This window comes from Actinoplanes campanulatus, from assembly GCF_014647795.1.
GTDB classification, from domain to species: Bacteria; Actinomycetota; Actinomycetes; order Mycobacteriales; family Micromonosporaceae; genus Actinoplanes; species Actinoplanes campanulatus.
Window position 1 is genome coordinate 264504 of record NZ_BMPW01000009.1, and the last position, 17833, is coordinate 282336.

Annotated in this window: 18 protein-coding genes; 8 read left to right on the top strand and 10 right to left on the bottom strand. The window is 71.8% G+C overall.

Annotated elements, in window-relative coordinates; translation table 11 throughout:
• Positions 1-6 precede the first annotated feature (6 nt).
• From IEZ13_RS19435 to IEZ13_RS19450, 4 genes are read left to right on the top strand one after another with little or no spacing between them, the layout of a single operon-like run.
• On the top strand, positions 7-858 hold the full coding sequence (locus tag IEZ13_RS19435) for an AAA family ATPase (RefSeq protein ID WP_183219689.1): 852 nt from the start codon (positions 7-9) through the stop codon (positions 856-858).
• Positions 855-1610, top strand: coding sequence for an SRPBCC family protein (locus tag IEZ13_RS19440; RefSeq protein WP_183219691.1), 756 nt, complete (start codon positions 855-857; stop codon positions 1608-1610). The genes IEZ13_RS19435 and IEZ13_RS19440 overlap by 4 nt, the downstream gene beginning before the upstream one ends.
• Positions 1597-2811, top strand: a complete 1215-nt coding sequence (locus tag IEZ13_RS19445) for a vWA domain-containing protein (RefSeq protein ID WP_183219693.1) — start codon at positions 1597-1599, stop codon at positions 2809-2811. The genes IEZ13_RS19440 and IEZ13_RS19445 overlap by 14 nt, the downstream gene beginning before the upstream one ends.
• A 49-nt stretch (positions 2812-2860) precedes the next feature.
• The gene (locus tag IEZ13_RS19450; protein WP_183219695.1) at positions 2861-3010 is read left to right on the top strand and encodes a hypothetical protein; all 150 of its coding nucleotides are present in this window, start codon (positions 2861-2863) and stop codon (positions 3008-3010) included.
• A 50-nt stretch (positions 3011-3060) separates the two neighbouring features.
• Here the strand turns inward: IEZ13_RS19450 and IEZ13_RS19455 are convergent, their stop codons facing one another.
• Positions 3061-4017 (bottom strand): LysR family transcriptional regulator, encoded by a 957-nt coding sequence (locus IEZ13_RS19455; protein ID WP_183219697.1) that lies wholly within the window; start codon positions 4015-4017, stop codon positions 3061-3063.
• A 138-nt stretch (positions 4018-4155) separates the two neighbouring features.
• On the opposite strand from IEZ13_RS19455, the gene IEZ13_RS19460 reads away from it, so the two are divergent.
• Positions 4156-4923, top strand: coding sequence for an alpha/beta fold hydrolase (locus tag IEZ13_RS19460; protein WP_183219699.1), 768 nt, complete (start codon positions 4156-4158; stop codon positions 4921-4923).
• A 562-nt stretch (positions 4924-5485) separates the two neighbouring features.
• Here IEZ13_RS19460 and IEZ13_RS19465 read toward each other — a convergent pair.
• A complete protein-coding gene (locus IEZ13_RS19465) occupies positions 5486-7120 on the bottom strand; it encodes a tannase/feruloyl esterase family alpha/beta hydrolase (protein ID WP_183219701.1) in 1635 nt (544 codons plus the stop codon).
• Positions 7121-7315: 195 nt separating this feature from the next.
• Positions 7316-8611 carry an MFS transporter gene (locus tag IEZ13_RS19470; RefSeq protein ID WP_183219703.1) on the bottom strand — a complete coding sequence of 432 codons (1296 nt, stop codon included), beginning with the start codon at positions 8609-8611 and terminating at the stop codon, positions 7316-7318.
• Between the two features lie 189 nt (positions 8612-8800).
• Here IEZ13_RS19470 and IEZ13_RS19475 point away from each other — a divergent pair, with 189 nt between their 5' ends.
• Complete coding sequence (locus IEZ13_RS19475) at positions 8801-9508, top strand: GntR family transcriptional regulator (protein WP_183219704.1); 708 nt, start codon at positions 8801-8803, stop codon at positions 9506-9508.
• A 7-nt stretch (positions 9509-9515) separates the two neighbouring features.
• Here the strand turns inward: IEZ13_RS19475 and IEZ13_RS19480 are convergent, their stop codons facing one another.
• The 4 genes from IEZ13_RS19480 to IEZ13_RS19495 all read right to left on the bottom strand — a co-directional run bounded on the left by IEZ13_RS19480 (position 9516) and on the right by IEZ13_RS19495 (position 13070).
• On the bottom strand, positions 9516-10481 hold the full coding sequence (locus IEZ13_RS19480) for a VOC family protein (protein ID WP_183219706.1): 966 nt from the start codon (positions 10479-10481) through the stop codon (positions 9516-9518).
• A complete protein-coding gene (locus IEZ13_RS19485; RefSeq protein WP_183219708.1) occupies positions 10474-11526 on the bottom strand; it encodes a 4-oxalomesaconate tautomerase in 1053 nt (350 codons plus the stop codon). Before IEZ13_RS19485 ends, IEZ13_RS19480 begins: the two co-directional genes overlap by 8 nt.
• A gap of 132 nt (positions 11527-11658) precedes the next feature.
• On the bottom strand, positions 11659-12348 hold the full coding sequence (locus IEZ13_RS19490; protein ID WP_183219710.1) for a 4-carboxy-4-hydroxy-2-oxoadipate aldolase/oxaloacetate decarboxylase: 690 nt from the start codon (positions 12346-12348) through the stop codon (positions 11659-11661).
• Positions 12345-13070, bottom strand: a complete 726-nt coding sequence (locus tag IEZ13_RS19495) for a PIG-L deacetylase family protein (RefSeq protein ID WP_183219712.1) — start codon at positions 13068-13070, stop codon at positions 12345-12347. The genes IEZ13_RS19490 and IEZ13_RS19495 overlap by 4 nt, the downstream gene beginning before the upstream one ends.
• A gap of 193 nt (positions 13071-13263) precedes the next feature.
• On the opposite strand from IEZ13_RS19495, the gene IEZ13_RS19500 reads away from it, so the two are divergent.
• Both IEZ13_RS19500 and IEZ13_RS19505 read left to right on the top strand, forming a co-directional pair.
• On the top strand, positions 13264-13917 hold the full coding sequence (locus tag IEZ13_RS19500; RefSeq protein ID WP_229794790.1) for a GntR family transcriptional regulator: 654 nt from the start codon (positions 13264-13266) through the stop codon (positions 13915-13917).
• Between the two features lie 85 nt (positions 13918-14002).
• Positions 14003-14782 (top strand): NAD(P)-dependent oxidoreductase, encoded by a 780-nt coding sequence (locus IEZ13_RS19505; protein WP_183219713.1) that lies wholly within the window; start codon positions 14003-14005, stop codon positions 14780-14782.
• A gap of 659 nt (positions 14783-15441) precedes the next feature.
• Here IEZ13_RS19505 and IEZ13_RS19510 read toward each other — a convergent pair.
• The 3 genes from IEZ13_RS19510 to IEZ13_RS19520 are packed head-to-tail and all read right to left on the bottom strand — an operon-like array spanning position 15442 to position 17812.
• Entirely contained in the window at positions 15442-16497 is a 1056-nt protein-coding gene (locus tag IEZ13_RS19510; protein WP_183219715.1) for an amidoligase family protein, read from the bottom strand.
• Entirely contained in the window at positions 16494-17297 is an 804-nt protein-coding gene (locus tag IEZ13_RS19515) for a hypothetical protein (RefSeq protein WP_183219717.1), read from the bottom strand. Before IEZ13_RS19515 ends, IEZ13_RS19510 begins: the two co-directional genes overlap by 4 nt.
• Positions 17294-17812 (bottom strand): SigE family RNA polymerase sigma factor, encoded by a 519-nt coding sequence (locus tag IEZ13_RS19520; RefSeq protein ID WP_183219719.1) that lies wholly within the window; start codon positions 17810-17812, stop codon positions 17294-17296. Before IEZ13_RS19520 ends, IEZ13_RS19515 begins: the two co-directional genes overlap by 4 nt.
• Between the last annotated feature and the right edge of the window lie 21 nt (positions 17813-17833).

Below are 17833 nucleotides of genomic sequence, written 5' to 3' on the forward strand. Positions count from 1 at the left end.
CTGAGATTGAACACTCCTGACGAGGTCATCGCGCGTCTGGACGCCGTCGACTACCTGGTCGACGACGGCCTCGCCATGGCGATCTTCCTGGCCCTGCGTCTCGGCAAGCCGCTGCTGCTGGAGGGCGAGCCCGGTGTCGGCAAGACGGCCGCCGCCAAGGCGCTGGCGGACGCGCTCGACACGCCGTTCATCCGCCTCCAGTGCTACGAGGGCCTGACCGCGGGCGAGGCCCTGTACGAGTGGAACTACCAGCGTCAGCTGCTGCACATCCGGCTCGGCCACGCCTCCGACGACTCCTCCCTGTTCACCGACGACTTCCTGCTGGAACGGCCGATCCTGCGCGCCGTCCGGCACGACGGGCCGACCCCGCCGGTGCTGCTGATCGACGAGATCGACCGGGCCGACGACGAGTTCGAGGCGCTGCTGTTCGAGTTCCTCGGCGAGGCGTCGGTGACCGTTCCCGAACTGGGCACCTTCGCCGCCACCCGGCCGCCGGTCGTGGTGCTCACCTCCAACCGCAGCCGCGACCTGCACGACGCGCTGCGCCGCCGCTGCCTCTACCACTGGATCGAGTTCCCGGCCCCGGACCGCGCGGCGTCGATCGTGCGCCGCGCGGTTCCGGCCGCCACCGCGCCGCTGATCCGGGACGCCACCGAGTTCATCGGCCGGGTCCGGGGGCTCGAACTGGACAAGGCGCCCGGCCTGGCCGAGACCATCGACTGGGTCTCCGCGCTTGCCGCTCTCGGCGTCGCCGACCTCGCCGCGGGGGACGTTCTGCGCACCATCGGCACCATCGCCAAGACCCCCGACGACCGGATTCTGGTCGCCGAGGCCGTAACCCGGGAGAGCCCCCAATGAAGATCACCAACGAGTTCACCGTACGGATCCCGGTCGACCGTGCCTGGCAGGTGCTGACCGACCTCGAAGGCATCGCCCCCTGCATGCCGGGCGCCCGGCTCACCGGGGTGGAGGGCGACGTCTACCAGGGAAAGGTGAAGGTCAAGGTCGGTCCGGTGATCTCGGAATTCTCCGGGACCGCCCGGTTCGTGGAGCGGGACGACACGGCCTACCGGGCGGTCATCGACGCGAAGGGCCGCGACGCCCGGTCGGCCGGCAACGCGGCCGCCGTGGTCAGCGCGTCGCTGTCGCCGGAGGGGGAGGACGGCACCCGGGTCTCGGTCGATACCGACCTGAAGATCAGTGGGAAGCTGGCCCAGTTCGGCAGCGGCATGATCAAGGAGGTGTCCTCGAAGCTGCTCGCCCAGTTCGTCGCGAACCTGGAGGCGAAGCTGGCCGCCGAGGAGCCCGCCGCCTCGCCCGCCGCGGAAGCCCCCGAGCCCGCCGCCTCATCCGTCGCGGAAGCCCCCGCGCCCGCCGCTTCACCCGTCGCGGAAACCCCCGCGCCCGCCGCCTCATCCGTCGCGGAAACCCCCGCGCCCGCCGCTGAGGTCGCGGCCCCCGCCTCGGTCGCGGTGAAGGAGGAGGCCGAGCCGGAGGCACTCGATCTGCTGGCCGTGGCCGGCGGATCCGTCTACAAGCGGCTCATTCCGGTCGGCATCGGCGTGGCGGTCGCCGCCGCCGTCGTCATCTGGTTCGTTGCCCGCGGCTGACCACACGCCGGTGCTGCTGCGCGGCATCGACCGGGCCGCGTTCGCGGTGGCGTTCACGGCCCGGTTGCGCGCCGCCGGCCTCCCGGCCGGGATCACCGAGACCGACGATCTGGTACGGGCACTGGCCGCCAGCCCGCCGGTGTCCCGCGGCGCGCTCTACTGGACGGCCCGGGTCACCCTGGTCCGCCGGCACGCCGACCTGGCCGTCTTCGACCGGGTCTTCGCCACCGTCTTCGACGACAGCCCGCCGCTGCCGCTGAGCCGGTCGGCCACCCCGCCGCCCCGCCGCGACGACGACACCAACGTGGCGGTCCCCGGCACCGGCGACGAGAAGACCGCCGGCGGCGACGGGCTGCCGTGGGCCACCCTGCCACCGGCGGTCGCGGCCGAGGACTCGCCCGCCGAGGACGGCCTCCACCTGCCCGAACTGCGGCCCAGCGAGCTGGCGGCACTGGCCCAGCGGCCCTTCGAGGACCTGGACGCCGGACAGACCGCGGCGCTCGGCGAGGCGCTGCGGGACACGCTCACCCACTGGCCGCACCGGCGCGGCCGCCGCCACCGGGCACATCCGGCCGGCCGTCGGGTGGCGTTGCGGCCCACCATCGCCCGGGCCCGGCGTACCGGGTGGGAGGCGGTGACCGTGGTCCGGGAACGGCCGGTGCCCCGCCCGCGCCGGGTGGTGATGCTCTGCGACGTCAGCGAGTCGATGCGTGCCCAGGCGGCCGCGTACCTCCAGCTCATGCGCGCGTTCGCCACGGTCGCCGACGCCGAGGTGTTCGCCTTCGCCACCCGGCTGACCCGGCTCACCGTGCCACTGCGGCACACCTCGCCACGGGAGGCGATCGAGCAGGCCGGGGCGGCCGTCGACGACCGGTTCGGTGGCACCCGGATCGCCGCGAACCTCGGCGCGCTGCTCGACTCGCACCACGGCGAGACGGTCCGCGGCGGCGTGGTGATCGTCGCCTCGGACGGATGGGACAGCGACCCGCCGGAACGGATGGCCGCCGTCATGGCCCGGTTGCGGCGTCGTGCGTACCGGATCATCTGGTTGAATCCCCGCGCCGGCGCTCCTGGATGGACCCCCGGCGTCGGCGGCATGGCCGCGGCCCTGCCGTGCTGTGACCGGCTGCTGCCGGCCGCCACCTTCGCCGACCTCCTTCAGGCTGTTCGCTGCCTACCGGACGTGGCCGGCCGGCGATAGGCTCAGCGACTTCCCGGCCGCCCAGGAGCTCGACGGCAGCGTCGACACCGTGATGGAGCAGCCCACCGTCCCGCTCGGCGAGGCCGGTGAGGTGCTCAACCGCAGCGAGCCGCAGCGGCAGGACGGCGAGCAGGTGCACGTCGTCTGCCCCATGGTGATCCCCGCAGCCGGTGGTGATCCGCACCGACGGCGGCAGTGACAACGGCGCGCCGGCCACCCTGATCGCCGCCCAGCCGCTGCCGCGGAGCATCAGCTCCACAGAGTCACGTGAATCGACGGCTTGAACCGTCCCACATTGACCCCGGCCCCGCGCATCATCGCCTGAATGGCCCGGGGCGTCGACGCGAAACGCGCCAGCTCGGCCGCCGCGGACGGCGCCCCGGTCTCGGCCAGGGTCAGCGAGTGCCACACGTCCTCCAGCCCGGTGTGCGGCCCGCAGAACTGCACGAGATGCCCCTTGCGGACCTCCGGCGCCACGGTGAACGACAGCGCCGCCGCCACCCCGTGCCCGCGTTTCGCCTCCTCGATGGCGGCCGCGTGGCTCTGAAAGATCTGCTGCCGGTCGTCCGGCACCCCGAGCCGGCGCAGCAGCGCCGGGATGGCGCCCCGGCCGGCGGCGGCGGACGGCCCGAGCAGCCACGTCTGATCACGCAGCTGCCGCGGTGACGGCTGGGTGCCGGCCAGCGGATGGTCCGGTCCGGCCACCGTGACGACCTTGTAGTACATGACCGGACGGCACACCACCGCCGGATCCGGCACGGCCGGCGGCGGGCCGATCGCGATGTCGATGCGCCGCTCGATCAGCGCCTCGCTGAACGACCCCGGGTTCCGGACACTCAGCTCGACGTCGAGGTCCGCGGCCCGGCTCGCGAACAGCTCGATCAGGCCCGGAGCGCCGTGCTCGGCGAACAGGCTGGAGGCGCCCACCCGCAGCAGCCGCCGCCCCTGCCCGGCCGCGCTCACCTCCAGCACCGTGATGTCCTGGAGGCCGAGCAACTCGGTGGCCCGGCTGGCCAGGCGCAGCCCGCCCGGCGTGAACGTCAGCCCGTTCGCCGTCCGTGAGAACAGCTGATCACCCAGCTCCTTGCGCAACTGTCCGATGTGCAGCGAGACCGCCGACTCGGACACCTCGAGCTGTGCGGCCGCCTGTTTCACCGAGCCACACCGGACCACGGCGGAATAGGCGCGCAACTGAGTGGGGGTCACCGCCGCAATGTATCGCGATCAACGTGCCGGACGCGCCCGCGTCGCAGACTCTGACCACACCGGCGATCTCACCGATCCCGCTCATCCGGTGCGGTGCGTACGCTGTCGTCCGCTCGCATCACGAAGAGGGGACCCGCCATGCCGACCTTCCAGGCCACCGACGGTGTGGAGATCTACTACCAGCGATGGGAGGCCGAGTCGCCGCTTCCACCCGTGCTGCTGCACCACGGGTTCATCGCGAACGGCCTCACCAACTGGGTGCTGCCCGGCGTGGTCGACGCCCTCACCGCCGCCGGCCGGGACGTCGTGGCCATCGACGCCCGCGGGCACGGCCGCTCCGGCAAGCCGCACGACCCGTCGTTCTACGGCGAGTCCCGGATGGCCGCCGACGTCGCCACCCTGCTCGACCTGCTCGGCATCGAAACCGTCGACGTGGCCGGCTACTCGATGGGCGCCGTCGTCTCGCTCCTGCTGACCACCCGCGACGCCCGGGTCCGCCGCCTGGTCGTCGGCGGCGTCGGCTCGGCGGTGGTCGAGCTGGGCGGCGTCGACACCCGGATCATCCCGGCCGGTGACTTCCGCGAGGCGTTCGAGGCCACGGACCCGAAGACCATCACCTCGCCGGCCGCCGCCGGCTTCCGCTCCTTCGTCGACGCGGTGGGCGGCGACCGTGTCGCCCTGGCCGCGCAGGCCGCCGCCCTGCACGCCTCGCCCATCCCGCTGGACGCCATCACCGTCCCGACGCTGGTCCTGGCGGGCCGCGACGACGCCCTGGCCACCCGCCCGGAACTCCTGGCGAAGGCCATCCCCGGCGCCCGCCTCACCGTCATCGACGGCGACCACCTGGGCGCCGTCCGCGTCCCCGCCTTCACCACCGAGCTGCTCACTTTCCTGAACACCCCCTGACCCGCCCGCCCTCCTCCCTCCCACATCCACCCGCCGCCCCGCCGCCTGCCCGCCTGCCTGCCTGCCGCCTGCCTGCCCGCCTGCCGCCCGGCCGTCTGCCCGCCGCCCGTCCGCCCCGCCCCGCCCCTCCACCCGCGATCTCGGACGTTTGCCCACCGCATGCGGTGGTGGATCGTCCAAGGTCCGGCAGGGTTCGCGCGTCCTGCTTGCTCTGCCCTGCGGCCCACGATCTTGGGCGATTGGCTACCGAGTGAGGTGGGCAGGCGTCCAAGGTCTGGTGGTGTGTGTGCGGCTTGTCGCTGTGTGACCTGCGGCCTGCGATGTGTCCTGCGGCCCGCGATCCTGGACGTTCGCCCACCGCATTCGGTGGTGGTTCTTCCAAGGTCCGCGGGGTGCCTGCGGCCTGCTTTCTCCGTGCCCGGCCGCCCGCGATCTTGGGTGATCGGCCACCGGAGCGGGTGGGAAATCGTCCAAGATCGCGACGGGTGGGCCGTTGGCGGTGCGGCCGTAGGTGGCGGTGGTGGTGGCGGCGGCGGTGGGGAGTTTGAGGCCGGTGGGTTGGTCAGGGGTGGGGGATGGGGTGGGACGGGGCGCAGAGCAGCTTGCCGTTTACGGGCTGGCAGGTGGTCTGGTAGCCGTGGGTGTAGAGGCCCGCGCCGAGCCAGTCGTAGTTGACCTTCGGTGAGGTGCGGGGGATGACCGGGACGAAGTTGGCGGCGTCGTCGGTGCTGCCGGTGCCGTCGTATCGGGCCACCGCCGGGTACGGGTAGACCGGCCGGCTGCGCGCGCCCTTCGTGGCGACCACCGATGTCGGCGCGGTGCCCTTCTCCACCCAGTTCAGCATCGGCGTCATGATGTCGAAGGTGTCCGGGCCCAGTCCACCGCTGCAGTGCGCCAAACCGGGGAAGAGGAACAACCGGGCGTACGAGGGGGTCCCCAGCGCCTCGTAGTAGTTCAGCGTCGCCTGCGGGGAGATGTGCTGGTCGGACCAGCCGTGCCAGAGGATCAGCTTGCCGCCGCTCCGCCGGAACCGGCTGAGATCCGGGTCGGTGGCCGACAGGTACTTCGAGGTCTGCACCGTCCGCCAGAACGACTCCTCGGTGAACTCGAGGTCGGTGAGCTGGTAGTCCGGGTCGGCCACGTTGAAGTAGGCGAGGTAGCGCAGGAACGACAGCGCGATGTTCTCACTGAACGTGACCTGCCCCTGGGCGGCCGGCACGAACAGTGTCCAGTCCAGTTCGGAGCCCCATTCGTGGGAGATCTCCTGTTCCAGGCGTACGCCGCGGGAGGTGACGGCGCCGTCGTGCAGCCGGCGGACCACCGCGGCCTCGGCCCGGGTGAGGCAGGTCGCCGGATCGTCGCAGACCAGGCTGTACGGGTCGAACCGGCACCGCCGCGGGTCGTCCAGCACCCCGTCGGCCAGCCCGTCCAGCCTGTCGCAGGCGGCCATCACCGCATCGTGGATCAGCGGCAGCCGGCCGGCCAGCAGGATGTAGTTGCCGGCGGCGTCCCTGTTGGCGAGCACGTTCCAGGCGTGGTGGAAGGTGTTCTGTACGACCAGATTGCTCGCGGGCGCCCCGGCCACGATCCCGTCGAAGTCGTCCGGGTAGCGCTGCGCCTCCATGAGCGCCTCACGGCCGCCGTCCGAGCAGCCGCTGAAGTAGCTGTACGCCGGCGGCCGCCCGTAGAACCGGGTGATCACCTCCTTGGCGACCCGCGCGGTCTCGTGCACCCCGCGGTAGGCGAAGTCGATCTGCGCCTGCGGGTTCCCGGCCGCCCACGAGCCGTCGTTCTGTCCCTGGTGGCCCATGTCGGTGGTGGCGCTGGCGATGGTGCCGTCGGCGACCGGGGCGCACGCCGCCGCCTGGGTGTAGTTGATCCGCGCGGTGCCGCACAGCCCGCCGCACCCGGTCTGGAGGTACCGCTGCGTCCACCCGTTCACCGGCAGGCGCATGACGATGGTGTCCGCCGGGGCGATGACGCCCTCCACGGCGCAGTACGGGGATGGGGCGCCGGCGCTGGTCACGGTGGCGGACCGGATGGTGACGCCGGGCAGGTTGAGGCCGGTGACGTCGGCGCAGTCCATGACCGGCCGGACGGGGCGGAGTGCGGTGGAGGCGGTGGCCGGCAGGTCACCGGGCAGCAGTAGCGCGCCGATGGTCAGCAGGACGACGGCGAGACGGGACGCTGATCTCATGCGGGATCCCCTCGTTGGGAGGCATCGATCGGAAGCGTTGCGGCAACGTGAGCAGAACGATAAGTCTCGACATGAGTTCTTAACAAGATGGCGAGCAATATCGTCAACAATCCACGATCGAGTGTGCTCCCCACGTACCGGAAAGGAATGTGAAAGGCCCGGACCGAGGCTCCGGGCCTCCGTGAGTGAGGGGCGTCAGTGCGTGAGGGCCGGCTCGACGGCGGCCGGCTGCTCCGTGCTGCGCAGGCCGGCCAGCAGCACGAAGACGGTGGCGAAGACCGCGGAGGCGGCGAAGACCGTGAAGCCCCAGCCCTGGTTGCCGGCGGCCATCAGCTGACCGCCCATCCAGGGGCCGAGGACCGCGCCGAAGCGGCCGATGCCGGCGGCCGAGCCGACCGCGGTGGCCCGGCTCGCGGTGTCGTAGCGGGAGGTGACCGCGGCGTACACCATGGTCTGCGCGCTGAACAGGAAGACGCCGGCCAGGAAGACGACGGCGTAGGTGACCGCCAGCGGCATGTGGACGCCGAGCAGGTGGACGCCGACGGCGGTGAGCGCGAACCAGGCCGCGGCGACCGGGACCGCGCCGAAGCGGTCGGCCACCCGCCCGGCGACCAGCATGCCGGCGATGCCGCCCAGGTTGATGACGATGAGGAAGGCGAGCGCCGAGCCCAGGTCGTAGCCCTCGCCGCGCATCATTGTCGGCAGCCAGGTGTTGACGCCGTAGACCAGCAGCAGCCCGCCGAACGAGGCGCACCAGAACAACAGGGTGGGCTGCCAGCGGCCATTGCGGAACAGGCTGACCGTCCCCTTCTCTGCGATGACAGCGGCCGCCGGCAGTTCGACGCCGTAGTCGGCGGCGACCCGGCGGGCCTCGTCGGCGCGGCCGCGGGCGATCAGGAAGCTCAGCGACTCCGGCAGGAAGCGCGCGACCAGGGGTACGGCGATGAACAGCGGCAGCACCCCGATCCAGAACGCGGACCGCCAGCCGAACGAGTCGAGCAGCCACAGGCCGAGGGTGGCGGCCAGGATGCCGCCGGCCTGGTGCGCGGTCATCAGCGAGCCGATCAGCAGGTTCCGCCGTCCGGCCGGGGCGAACTCGGCGACCATGGTGAGCGCGATCGGCAGCAGGCCGCCGAGACCGAGGCCGGCGACGAACCGGCCGAGGCCGAACACGCCGAGCGACGGTGCGGCCGCGCAGACGCCGGAGGCGATCGAGAAGACCGTGGTGCTCACGATGAGCATCATCTTGCGGCCGATCCGGTCCGTCAGCGGACCCGAGCCGAGCGCGCCGAGCAGCATGCCGAAGGTGGCGTAGCTGCCCAGTGTGCCGGCCGCCGCCTTGGTCAGGCCGAGCGCGGGGTCTTCGAGCATGCCGGGCAGGACGGCGCCGTAGATGAACAGGTCGACGCCGTCGAAGAGGACGACCAGCCAGCAGATCGCGACGACGAGGCCGGCGAGATTTTTCGACGAGCGGGGGGATGTGCGCTGCATCACCGGATCGTGCTTGTTGTTCGCACGATTGTCAACAATCAGTTTCCTGCGTCTAGCCAGCTCATGTCGTTGCAGCTTCTCAGCGTGCGTGAAGTCCAGGAGATTGTTGACAATCAGCGTCGATGTCTTCGGGGGCAGCGAAGATCTTGACCGGCGGTGATCGGGAGAGCGCGGTATCGTACCGGCACTATGTCTGCGGAGAAGAACCTCACCGGCGTACGCCGGTCACGGCCACGTGGCACGGCTGACGGGAAGGACAAGGCGACCGCGCGCGACGAACTGCGCACCGCGATCCTGGCCGGGGAGTACATGCCCGGCGAACGCCTGGTGGAGGCGCAGCTGATCGAGCGGTTCGGGGTGAGCCGGTTCAACATCCGGCTGGCCCTGCAGGACCTCGCCGGTGAGGGCCTGGTCGAGATCCAGCGCAACCGCGGCGCCCACGTCCGCAAGATCTCCCTGGCCGAGACGATCGAGATCACCCAGGTCCGGATGGTGCTGGAGGGCCTGGTGGCGGCACAGGCCGCGGACCGCGTCACCGAGGCCGAGGCCAGCGAGCTCGACGAGATCGGCCTGCTCATGCGCCGCGCCGTGGAGGCCGGCGAGTTCCGCCGCTACAGCGACCTCAACCAGCGCCTGCACGGCCTGATCCGCAAGATCGGCGCCCACGCCACCGCGGACCGGCTGATCGGCACGCTGCGCGCCCAGCTGGCCCGGCACCAGTTCATGCTGTCACTGCTGCCCGGCCGGCCGGCCGTCTCGCTGCCGCAGCATGAGCGCATCATCACGGCGATCCGCGACCGCGACCCGGCGGCCGCCGAGACGGCCATGCGCGAGCACATCGCGAGCGTGGTGGAGGTGCTCCGGTCGCTGGAGGACACCCCGGCGGCCCACGGCTAGGCCGTCACTACACCCACTCGGCCTCGGCCGCCGGCGGCGTGCCGTGGGTGTGGAAGGACTCGATCGTCTTCAAGCCCCAGGCCTGGCCCTTGGCGCGTTCCGCCTCGGTCCACGTGACGACCTCGTGGTCCGGGGCGAGCAGCAGCCGGGCGCCCGCGTTGCAGAGCTCGATGCGGTTGCCGCCGGGCTCCCAGACGTACAGGAAGAAGGTCTGCTGGATGGCGTGCTTGTGCGGCCCGGTCTCGATGTGCACGCCGGCCTCCAGGAACACGTCCGCGGCACGCAGGATGTCCTCCCGGGTGTCGGTCGCGAACGCCACGTGGTGCAGGCGGCCCTGCGAACCGGTCCAGTCCCGGGTGTAGACGACGTCGTAGGACTTGTCGCTGAACGTGTACCAGACCGCGGCCCTCGTGCCGTCGTTCAGCACGATCTGCTCGCTGGCCCGGCCGGTCAGCGCGGTCGCCACGAAGTCCGCGTTCGGCGGCACGTCCCGCGCCAGGAAGTTGACGTGGTCCAGCCGCCGCACGTTCGAGCCACGGCCCGGGAACCTCGCGGCCTGGTTCTTCAGCGACGGGCGGGTGGCGTCCGAGGCCACGTACCGCTGAGTCTCGTAGTAGAGACCGAACGGGTGCCCGTCCGGGTCGGTGAAGTGGAAGACCGGCCCGTAACCCGGCTCGTCCTTGCTCCACCCCTCACCGAATCCCAGGGACGAGATGTCGTGGACCCGCCGCTCCAGCGCCTCCGGGCTGCGGGCCCGCAGCCAGGTGCGGCCGATGCCGGAGGTGCCCGCGCCGGTCACCTTCACGGTGAAGCTCTCGTAGTCGTCCCAGGCGTGCAGGTACGCGCTGTTCCCCCGCCGCTCGACGACCTCCATCGCCATCGTGTCGGTGAAGAACCGGACCGTGTCGTCGAGGACCGGGGTCAGCAGCTCCACCGCGGAGACGTGGGCGATGTCGCGGATCTTCTCAGCCATGGATGATGGCCCCTTCCGTGTTGCGACGGGGATGGACCCGCCCCTCCATGAGCAGGCGGGCGGTGCTGACGATCGCGGAACGGCCGGTGCCCGGATCGATGACGACGTCGGCGAAACCGGTCGGATGCTCCAGCCGGACGGCGCCGGCGGCCTCGGTGTGCGCCACGCTGCCGGGCATCGCCACGGCGGTGCCCACGGTGACGGCGGCGAGCACGCCGATCGAGGCATGGACGCGATGTGGGATGAACATGCGCGTGCTCAGCGTGCCACCGTCGGTCGGCGGCGAGATCAAACACATCTTGGGTACGGTCGTCGCGCTCACGTCACCGAGACCCATCAGCGTGCCGGCGAGCAGGCGCAGCTCCTCGACCCGGCGGCGCAGACGACCGTCCGCCTCCAGCTCGGCCGGAGTCTCCTCGCCGGTGACACCCAGTGACGTGGCGGTCATCAGAACCACCGGCATGCCGTTGTCGATCAGAGTGGCCGGGACGCCGTCCAGATCGTCGACGATCCGGCCGGTGGGCAACAGCCCCGGGGCGACCGAGCCGGCCGTGTCCCGGAACTCCACCTCGATGCGGGCCGCCGTGCCGGGCACGCCGCTGAGCGCGGTGTCCCCGGCGTACTCGACCCGGCCGCCGGGAGTGGGGACCGAGACCACGGCCAGGGCGCCGGTGTTGACCATGCGGACGCGTACCGGGGTGACGTCGCCGGAGGCCGCCACCAGGCCGCGCTCGACGGCGAACGGGCCGACCCCGGCCAGGATGTTCCCGCACGGCTGCTCCGCGCTGACCCGCGGCTGATCCACCTGCACCTGGAGGAACAGGTAGTCGACATCGGCCTCCGGATCGTCCGAGGCGCTGACCACGGCGACCTTGCTGGTCAGCGGGTGGCCGCCGCCGATGCCGTCGATCTGCCGCGGATCCGGTGAGCCCATCACGGACAGCAGCAGGGTGTCCCGCTCGCTCTCGTCCTCGGGCAGATCCTCCCGCAGGAAATACGCCCCCTTGGACGTGCCCCCGCGCATGATCACGACCGGGATGCTCATGGCTGTTCCCCCACTCGGGAGTCAAGAGCGCAGTCACGACGAGCCATAAGCTCCCTCCGGTCGCTCATGGCTGTTCCCCCACTCGGGAGTCAAAAGCGCAGTCACGACGAGCCATAAGCTCCCTCCGGTCGCTCATGGCTCGTCCACGTAGACGACGCCGAGCTCCGCCAGCAGCGGCCGCAGGTTGTACATGTCCAGGCCCAGCTCACCCGCGGCGAGCCGGGCTCGCTTGGCTTGCTCGCTCGCGACCCGCGCCCGCGCCGCCGCCAGGACCGCGGCCGCCCGCTCGCGCGGGATCACCACGACACCGTCGTCGTCGGCGACGATCGCGTCACCGGGACCGACGACCTGGCCGCCCACCACGATCGGCACGTTCACCGACCCCGGGCTGGCCTTCACCGTGCCCTGCGTGCTGACCGCCCGCGACCACACCGGGAAACCCATCTCCCGCAGCTCGGCCACATCGCGTACCCCGGCGTCCAGGACCACGCCGATCGCGCCCCGGGCCCGCAGCGAGGTGGCCAGCAGGTCGCCCAGCATCCCGTCGGTCGACGGAGAGGTGGTCGTGACGACCACGACGTCACCGGGCCGCACCTGCTCCACGGCCGCGTGGATCATCAGGTTGTCGCCGGGATGGCAGGAGACGGTCACCGCGCTGCCGGCGATCCGGGCGCCGGCCTGGATCGGCCGCAGATCGGGGGAGACCGCGCCGCGCCGGCCGTCCGCCTCGTGCGCCGTGGACGCGCCGGCCTCCGCGAGGCCCTTCAAAACCTCTTCGGAGACCCTTTTCCCGGTACGGACGACGACGTGCCGGGCCATCATGACAACTCCCGGGTGACCTGCGGGTAGAGCCGCATGTAGGCCTCGGCGTAGGTGTCGTTGGGCAGTCCCAGGTTCGGCCCGGAGTTGCGCGACGCCTGGAGACCGCGCCGGCTGCCCAGCTCGGTGTAGTAGGTGTGCAGGTGCTTCTGCGCGGCCAGGATCCGCATGGCCTCGCGCTTGGTCTCCCACACCGCGGTGATGTCGAGCAGCACGTTCGGGAGGAAGCCGCACTGCTCCGGCTGGTGCGGCTCGAAGCTGAACACCGGCGGCGCCCCGATGACCTCGCCCGGCCCCTCGACGCCCGGCGCCTGCGCCAGGATCCGGGCCTTGAGCGCGATGGCGTGCGCGAACGCGTGGTCGCCGTTGTACGGGTCGGCCGCCGCGTGGGTCAGCACGACCGACGGCTGCACCTCCCGGTACAGGTCGATCAGCCCCTGGAGCAGCCGCGGCGTCTCGACGAGGGGGTAGTCGTCGGCGTCGAAGAACCGGATCTCCGCGCCCAGCACCTTCGCGGCCTGCTCGGCCTCGGCCCGGCGGTGGTCCTTGACCTGCTGCAACGTGTAGCCCTTGCGCCAGAGCGAGGCCGACTCGCCGCGTTCGCCGAAGCTCATGCAGCCGATCACCACACGCTGACCGCGGGACGCCGCCAGGGCGATCGCCCCGCCCGCACGCCAGACGAAATCGCCGGGGTGGGCGGTGAGTACCAGGGTCGAATCGGTCATCGCGTCTTCCCATCCGATTACCAACAACATTGTCAACAATCCGCGCGACGGAGAGTGCCCGGAGGCGCGGCTACCCGACCGAGCCTAAGCCAACGATCTCGGCGAAACAATTGTTGACAATCCTGTCGCCGGGTTGGAACACTCGCCGTCAATCGTCGCCGGTCGCGTTCGTCGTTGGTCCGAGGAGGTATGCGTGCCCGCAGCCCCGGTCGTCGCCGCCGTGCGGGACGCGGTGCGTGAGGGCATCCTCCAGGGCGAGTTCACCCCGGGGGAGCGCCTCGTGGAGACCGACCTGATGAGCCGCTTCGGTGCCACCCGGTTCGCGGTCCGCGCCGCTCTGGCCGAACTCTGCGCCGAAGAACTGATCGAGGTGTCCCCCCGCCGTGGCGCCCGGGTCCGCAAGGTCCCCACCCACGAGGCCGTCGAGGTCACCGAGATCCGCATGGTGGTGGGCGGCCTGATCGCGGCCCGCGCCGCCGAACGGATCACCGATCAGCAGGCCGCGGAATTGGCCGAGGCCGCCGCCCTGCTGCGGCGGGCCGCCGAGACCGGCGCCCAGCGGCGCTACCGTGACCTGGAACAGCACCTGCACGACCTGATCCGCCGGATCGCCGCCCACCGCACCGCCGACACGGTCACCGAGACACTGCGCGGCCGGCTCCTGCGGCACCAGTTCATCCTGTCCCTGCTACCCACCCGCCCCGAGGCGTCCCTGGACCGGCACGAGCGCATCATCACCGCGATCCTCGACCGTGACCCGGAGGCGGCCGAGGCCGCCATGCGAGCCCAGATCGCCGCCACGATCACGGCTCTCCGGTCCATGCGGCACCTGGAGCCCCTCCCGTGACTGTCGACGTGGGCCCGGCGGGTCTGTCCATGAGGAAGACTGTCGACGCCGCCCAGCGGCCCGTTGAGTTTTCGGAGGTCCTTCCATGACGGGAACCGTCATCGCCGTCCTCGGCCTGGGCGAGGCGGGTGGTCTCATCGCGGCCGGCCTGGTCGCCGCGGGCGCCCCCGTCCAGGGCTACGACCCGAAGGTTCCGCCCCCGGCCGGGGTGCGGGCCGCCGGCAGTGACGCCGAGGCGTGCGCCGGGGCGTCGATCGTGCTCAGTGTCAACAGCGCCGCCGACGCGGCGGACGCCCTGCGTGACTCGCTGCCGTCGCTGGCTCCCGGCACCATCTGGGCCGATCTCAACACCGCGACACCCGGCCTCAAGGAGACGCTCGCGGCGCTCGGCGGCCAGACGGTACGGGTGGTCGACGTCGCCCTGATGTCCCCGGTGCCCGGCCGTGGACTGCACACCCCGATGACCGCCAGTGGCCCGGCCGCCGCCGAGTTCGCCACAGTGCTCGGTGGATACGGCGCCACGGTGACCGTGCTGGACGGCCCGGTCGGTGCGGCCGCCACCCGCAAACTGCTGCGCAGCGTCTTCTACAAGGGCATGGCCGCCGCCGTCACCGAGGCGCTGGCCGCCGCCCGGGCCGCGGGTCTGGAGGAGTGGCTGCGCGGCAACATCCGCGACGAGCTGATCCGCGGCAACGCCGACACATTGGACCGCCTGGTCGACGGCTCCGTCAAACACGCCGTACGCCGCCGCGAGGAGATGGCCGCCGCCACCGAACTGCTCGAGGACCTAGGCGTGCCGCCCCGCATCGCCCCCGCCGCCCGCGACATCCTCGCCGACCTGGCCGAACACCGGCAACCCACCTGACCCGCTGTTCTCCCGCCGGATACCGGGGCCCGGATTCGCCCTCGACCACCCGGCAGGGCAGGCCCGCCTGCCCTGCCCTGCCGGGGCGATCCGTCCTGCCGGCCAGGCGCCCGGGCTGCCCGCTCCGAGCCGCAGCGCCGGCCGCTGTTGGTGGGTGGTCGCGGTCGCTCGCGTGCGGTGGGCGCACACGGTGGCGATGTCGTGGTCGCCCACCTGGCCGATGGCCGTGGTGGCCGCACACGCGGCGTCTTGCGTGTGCACCCGCCCGGCCGGAAGCCGAACGTGTACGCCCGCCGGGGGCGGCACAGGCGGGAGCGGGCAGCGAGATCGCGCCTACCGGGCGGAGCGGAGCGGATAGGGCGGGACGAGGACACGCGTACCGGAGAAGGGCCGGAAGCGAAACGCGGACCTCGGCCACAGAGGGCCTACGGTGGCGCGTCACGGCCTGGACCGCGGGCCTTCGGGTCGCGTCACGTGCGGATGTCATGGCGCGCGAACGACCGTGACCGGCTCCCGCGTGACCGAGGCGTCGTGAGCCGGCGGCCACCCGCTCAAGCCCGGTGGGCGCGGCACGGTCTGTACCACGCACGGGCCTCGCGGTGCGCCAGGGAGCGTTCGGAATGTGTTTGCGAACCGTCCGCCCCGTACCGGAGAAGGGGTTATTGACCTTGAACCAGGGTTTCGGCGGCCATCTCCAGGAGCGCGTCGGGGGAGGCCGGGCCCGAGGGGATCGGGGTCGGATCCAGGCAGCGATCGAGCAGGAGCTCGACCAGGGCGGCGCGGTGCACGATCTCGTCCGCGTCGATGGCGCCGGGGAGGATCCGGATCTCCACGGTGTCGCGCAGGGGAGGGGTGTCGGTCAGCACCTGCGTCAGGTTCACATCATAGAATTTCGTGATCTGCCCGGTTTGGGCCGCCTGGCGTAGCTCGGTGATCGTCGGGGCTCCGGCAACGGCGTCCACCAGCGGCGCGGGCAGCGGGGCCAGACGGCGGCAGGCCGGATTGGTGGCCAGCAGCGTCCGCAACGGCTCCCGCCAGTGGGCGAACAACCGGATCAGATTGGCCAGGGCGGGCGCCTCCCGGAACGGGCCACCGTCGACGTGCAGGTGCACGGCCGCCTCGTGCGGGACCGTGAAACCGAGCCCCCGGGCGACCCCGAGCAGGAACGACAGCTCCGTGTGATGGCCCGCCGACAGCGGTGGGGTGATGATCTCGCAGGGGCGTTCCCGTTCGCCGCCGGCGGGGGAGGCCAGGGCGATCGTGGCGCCGGCCGCGTCGTTGAGGCGGTAGATGTCGCCGTGCCGTTCGACCGTGGTGCCCCACAGTTCGGCCGCCGGCTCCAGCACCCGGGGCAGGGTGGTCCCCGCATCGCAGCGGGCGGAGAGCAGGCGCAGCAGCCGGGTGTCGTCGGTCAGCACCCGGAACCAGCCTGGGATGGCGGGCGCCCGGGGGTCGAGCCCGCGCATCAGGGTGATGTCGTCGACCAGCGTGCACAGCGGCGTTCCGTCCGGCCGGCGCACCTCGAAACCCTGGGTGAGGTGCAGGAACCGTCCCAGGCCGGGAACCAGGGACGGCTCGCTGTCGTGGTGCCACACCGGCCGGACGCTGCCTCCGCAGCGTCCGGCCAGGTCCAGCGCGAGCGTGCGCCGGCTGACCCCGGGTGGGGCCATCAGCTCGATCTCGAAGCCGATGCGCCGGCGCAGCTCCGGGATCACGGCTTGATCGGGAGGGTCTCGCCGGCCTCCAGGCGACGGCCCGCTTCGACCTTCACGGCGTACGTGTCATTGCTGTCCATCTTCCACAGCTTGGCCAGTTTCGCGGCGTCCTCACCGTCGTAACCGGCCTCCCAGAAGATCGTGGCGAGCTTCGACTTACGCGCTTCCTCGAGCTGCTTCGGGTCCGGCTTGATCGGCAGGGTCTCGCCGGCCAGCAGTCGCTTGCCGCCCTCGATCTTGGCCTGGTACGGGTCGTCGAGCTTCCACAGCCTGGCGAGCTTGACGGCGTCGTCCCAGTCGTACCCCCCGTTGAAGAACGCCTCCGAGTTGCGACCGTCCTCGGTCTGCCCCGGAACGCCCTCGGTGTTCGGCTTCGGCTGGACCGGCAGGGTCTCCCCGGCCAGCAGTTTCCGCCCGGCGAGCAGCTTGATGTCGCCCGCCTGGGTGTCGGTCATGTTCCAGAGCTTGGCCAGCTCCAGAGCGTTGGTGTAACCGAACCCGGCCTCGAAGTAGGCGTCGAAAGCCTGGTCGTCGGTGTACGACGGGGTGGCGCTCGGTGCGGCGACCTCGATGACGGGGCCGGACGGTGCCGCCTCGCCGGGCAGGAACCCCGGCATCTGGGTGATGCCCGCGATCAGGCCGGCGCTGAGCGCCACCCCGCCCGCGGCCTGCGCCGAGCGGCGGCGCCACTTGTGCTTACGGGCCAGTTCTTCGACGCGGGCGTAGACCGCGGCGGGATCCGGCGTCTGGTTCTCGTGGGTGATGAAGGCTTCCCGCAGCCGGTCTCCGTGCTCGGTCACGACCTCTCCTCGGCAGGTACTCGCAAGTCCGACTCCTTGTCGAGCCGGAGGGTTCTCAGTGCCCTCGACGCGTGGCTGCGCACCGTGGCTGCCGTGCATCCGAGCAGGTCGGCGATCGCGTCGTCGTCCAGCTGCTCGTAGTAGCGCAGCACCAGCACGGCCCGTTGCTTGCGGCCCAGCGCGGCGAGCCGGTGCCACAGCGCGTCGGCCTCGACCACGCCGTCCGCGTGGTCGCGCACACCGCCGCGCGCGTCGTCCAGCTCGATCAGGCGCTCGCCGGCCGCGTGGACGTGCCGGACCGCCCAGCTGCGCCGCCAGGACAGGTACTCGTTGAGCACCATGCGCCGGACATACGCCTCCGGGGAGTCGGCGTCGCTGATGCGCCGCCATCGGGTCTGGGCCCGCGCCAGCACCTCCTGAACGACGTCCTGCGCGAGATCACGGTCGCCGGTGAGGACGACCGCGTAGCGCAGAAGACTGGGCAGGCGGGCCAACGCGAACTGCTCGAAGGTCACAACCTCATCGACGCACCCCGG